This window comes from Limnofasciculus baicalensis BBK-W-15 (genome assembly GCF_024178385.1).
In the GTDB taxonomy this organism is placed as follows: domain Bacteria; phylum Cyanobacteriota; class Cyanobacteriia; order Cyanobacteriales; family Coleofasciculaceae; genus Limnofasciculus; species Limnofasciculus baicalensis.
Map to the genome: position 1 here is coordinate 1 of NZ_JAMZMM010000498.1, position 3,608 is coordinate 3,608.

The 3,608-nt window shown below is 47.2% G+C and carries 3 protein-coding genes; all 3 read right to left on the minus strand.

Features of this window, described 5'->3' with window-relative positions; translation table 11 throughout:
- Positions 1-122: 122 nt before the first annotated feature.
- Positions 123-476, minus strand: coding sequence for a YbaB/EbfC family nucleoid-associated protein (locus NJ959_RS27200; protein WP_254014889.1), 354 nt, complete (start codon positions 474-476; stop codon positions 123-125).
- A gap of 149 nt (positions 477-625) precedes the next feature.
- Positions 626-1,600 (minus strand): UDP-N-acetylmuramate dehydrogenase, encoded by a 975-nt coding sequence (murB, locus tag NJ959_RS27205; RefSeq protein ID WP_254014890.1) that lies wholly within the window; start codon positions 1,598-1,600, stop codon positions 626-628.
- 179 nt (positions 1,601-1,779) lie between these two features.
- On the minus strand, positions 1,780-3,321 hold the full coding sequence (gene murC / locus NJ959_RS27210; RefSeq protein WP_254014891.1) for a UDP-N-acetylmuramate--L-alanine ligase: 1,542 nt from the start codon (positions 3,319-3,321) through the stop codon (positions 1,780-1,782).
- Between the last annotated feature and the right edge of the window lie 287 nt (positions 3,322-3,608).

The window sequence follows — 3,608 nt, forward strand, 5'->3', positions numbered from 1 at the left end:
CCCCTGGTCTTTGTCCCCCTTGTCCTCCTTGTCCCACTTGTCCCTACTCCCGTTCGGCTGACGCTCACGGCGGAAGCCCACTCCCTACTCCCTACTCCCTACTCCCTACTCCCTACTCCCTCTTATCCCATACCTGGCAGATTTAATCCACTTGTGAGAGCTTCCATACGTTCTCTCATAGTAGTGGTGGATTTTTGATAAGCATCTTTCATTGCTTCGGCTACAGTTTCTGAAAGTGCTTCTGCTCCCTGTGACATAGCATCTGGTGAGATTTCTACTTGTAGGGGTTCTTGGTTGCCGCTCATGACAACCTTGACGGTACCATCAGTGGATGTCCCCTCAATTTTCATTTGCTCCAATTCTTCTTGGAGCAGTTTGGCTCCTTGTTGTACTTCTTGGGCTTTTCTGAAGGCATCGGCTAGTTCTCTCATTTTACCTAAACCGAAACCAAATCCTTGTCCTGCTTCTTTGGGCATAACTGATTGAATTAATTTGAGTTGGACGGGCGTATACTTACTAAGTCTTAATCTTATTACTGCGAGGGGGATTTGATGTCCCCCTTTTTTGCCACCTATCCATCCCACGCTTATCTGAAAGGAAGAATCTTCCTCTGGGGTCCAGAAAGCTAAACCGACTGAAACTCCCCTAAGATTCTGACTTCAGGCTCCAAACAAACTGACCAATGCCGTTCGACTTGCTGCTGAACGTAATGAATCAGTTGGAATATATCACTAGCTTTAGCACCGCCGCAGTTGAGAATAAAATTAGCATGGCGTTCAGCAACTTGAGCGCCACCGATTTGATATCCTTTGAGACCGAGTTGTTCGATCAGCCAACCTGCTGCTTGGGGTTCCGGATTGCGGAAGACACTGCCACAGCTTGGTAAGTGGTAGGGCTGCGCTCTATGCCGTTGCTTCAAATGTTGGGATGTGGTAGCCCGTACTTTTTTGGGATCGGCACCAGGTTTTAACTGGAATGTTGCTTGAGTAACTAAGCGCGAGCCTCGTTGTAGGATCGAGGTGCGATAGCCAAAGCATAACTCTGAGGGAGTAAGTCGTTCTAGGGTTCCCATCGGTGAGATTGCTTGAATTTCCTTGAGTATGTCAGCGGTGCAGATTTTGTGGGCACCGGCATTCATCACTACAGCACCTCCCACAGTGCCAGGAATACCCACAGCCCATTCTAGTCCTTCCCAGCCTCGTTCGGCTGCCAGCCATGCCAGACGGGCAATGGATTCACCAGAGCCAGCGGTGACAAGTCCGGTATCGGGATCGAAGTAGGTATTGCGCAGATGGCGAGTGCCGATGAGTAAACCGGGCAAACCGCGATCGCTGACTAGGAGATTCGAGCCTGCGCCTAATAGGGTTAGGGGTAATCCTTCCTCATTCGCCCATGCCAAGCTAGCTAGCAGCTCTTCTAAATGGCGTGGAGCGACGTACCATTCGGCTGGACCTCCAACTCTAAATGAGGTGAGGCTAGCCATGGGAACTTGAGAGCGAATTGGGCAATCAGTCCCTGGTAGGTACAGTGGAGTTTGGTGAATCGTAGTTTGGCGGATTGGTGTACTTGTCACGCGGAGGGAATCACAGGAAAGGGTCATATTAATAACACGTCAAAATAATGCCAATTTGTTTTGGGCAGTTGAAATTCGAGCCAAGCTATCTTTCTGGTTTGATTTCCATCGGGATTGGGGATTGGAGTTGGAATCGATGAGGAATTTGGCAGTTTTTGTGTCTCCTTTTATTCCTCATTGCCTCCTCCCTACTTCCTCGAAGGAAATCAGGATGCCTGACTCAATTTCAGCGATCGATCGTTTCGATCTATTTGGTAGAAGTCCATCACCTGGGGAATCATCTGATTTAGATTACCTGCTCCTAGGAATATGGCGAGATCTCCAGGTTGGAGGATTTCGGTTAGACGCTTTACTACTGAGTCTAATGTTGGTTGGTAATACACCCTTTTGTGATGAGCAGAAATCGTATCTCGTAATTGCTCGCCAGTAATTTGCCCCAAGTTGGGTTCGCCAGCACTGTAAATGTCAGTGAGAACAACCACATCGGCGTTGCTAAAAGATTGACCGAATTCTTGGACAAATGTCAAGGTACGACTATAGCGGTGTGGCTGAAAAATGGCAATAATTCGCCGAGGGGCTTCCACTTGTAACCTCGCTGCTGCTAAGGTTACCTGGATTTCGCTGGGGTGGTGGGCATAGTCATCTACAAATGTGATGCTATTCACATCGCCCTTCACCTCAAATCGGCGTTTCGCTCCACCAAAGGAGGCGATTCCGAGGGAGATTGCCTCAAAGTCTAGTCCCAGATGTCGTCCTAATGCTACGGCTGCCATGGCGTTACTGAGATTATGTGTGCCCAGTAATTTCACCTGTAACTCACCTAAAACCTCCTCGCCTTCCCAAACTCTCGCGGTAGTGCCTGATGCTTCGTATTTCACGTTATCGACACTGTAGTTAGCCCCTAAGTCCCGGGATAGACTATAAGTTATGGTTGGTTTGAGTTGCGATCGCACTGTCTGGCAATCTATACACCCAATTAGGATTTGACAGCCCTTGGCAAATATCTGGAATATTTCAATTACCTGGTCTAGATTCTCGTAGCGATCTGGATGGTCTAGTTCTATATTGGTCACTATGCCAATTTTGGGAGCCAACTTAACTAGGGAGCCATCAGATTCATCGGCTTCTGCCACGAGATAGGGACTATTCCCTAAACGAGCATTGCCATCCCAAGCGTCTACTTCTCCTCCGACTACTATAGTTGGGTCTAAACCCGCCTTGAGAAGCATATACCCGATTAAACTACTCGTAGTCGTTTTTCCATGAGTCCCGGCGACACCAATACTTTCATATTCTTGAATTAAAGCCGCCAGTAAGTCTGAGCGGTGAAAAATTGGGTAGCCTTTTTCTATAGCCGCCTTGTATTCGGAATTAAGCGGATTAATTGCTGTAGAACAAATAACTTGCGGCAAATCTGATGAGATCTCCTCTGTGCCAATAGTTTGGCTGGATTTTGAGGATTCATCGACCACTTGCCGATCCTGAGTGATACCAATACCCGTTACCGACAGCTCTTGATATACGGGTTCCCTCTTCCTGCGGAAAAATTCTAAGTTAGTGGCATTCTGTTCTTCAAAGAAATGAGCGCCTACGGCTTGCAAGCGCTTGGTGATACCACTCGAACGAAGATCTGATCCAGATACAGGAAGTTGACGTTTGGCTAGAACATAAGCCAGGGCTGACATTCCGATTCCACCAATCCCGATGAAATGAAATGGTTTGCCACTAAGATCGACAGTATTAGGCATCTTAACTCCTTACACACCACACCACACGAGTCTACTGTGCCAATAACACGCGCTATCATATCAAGAATTCATTTTTCAAGATATAGCAAAGGATAGATTTATCAGATTTTTCTGGCAATGACTACACTTTGGTACAGATTGTGTTATGACTCAAGTACATCTGTCAAGGGTGCAATCGCGTAATCTGATTTTTCTATCCTGAAAAGATTTTTACTATTCAACACAGGGACTCGTTCTGATTCCGGAAACTTTGTCAAATTTCCACTTGTGGGGAGAAGGGGGAGCAG

Bases quoted from the DNA above. Each gene is read 5' to 3' on its own strand.
- NJ959_RS27200 (WP_254014889.1), bottom strand. From the start codon at position 476: ATGCCCAAAGAAGCAGGACAAGGATTTGGTTTCGGTTTAGGTAAAATG.
- murC (WP_254014891.1), bottom strand. From the start codon at position 3,321: ATGCCTAATACTGTCGATCTTAGTGGCAAACCATTTCATTTCATCGGG.
- murB (WP_254014890.1), bottom strand. From the start codon at position 1,600: ATGACCCTTTCCTGTGATTCCCTCCGCGTGACAAGTACACCAATCCGC.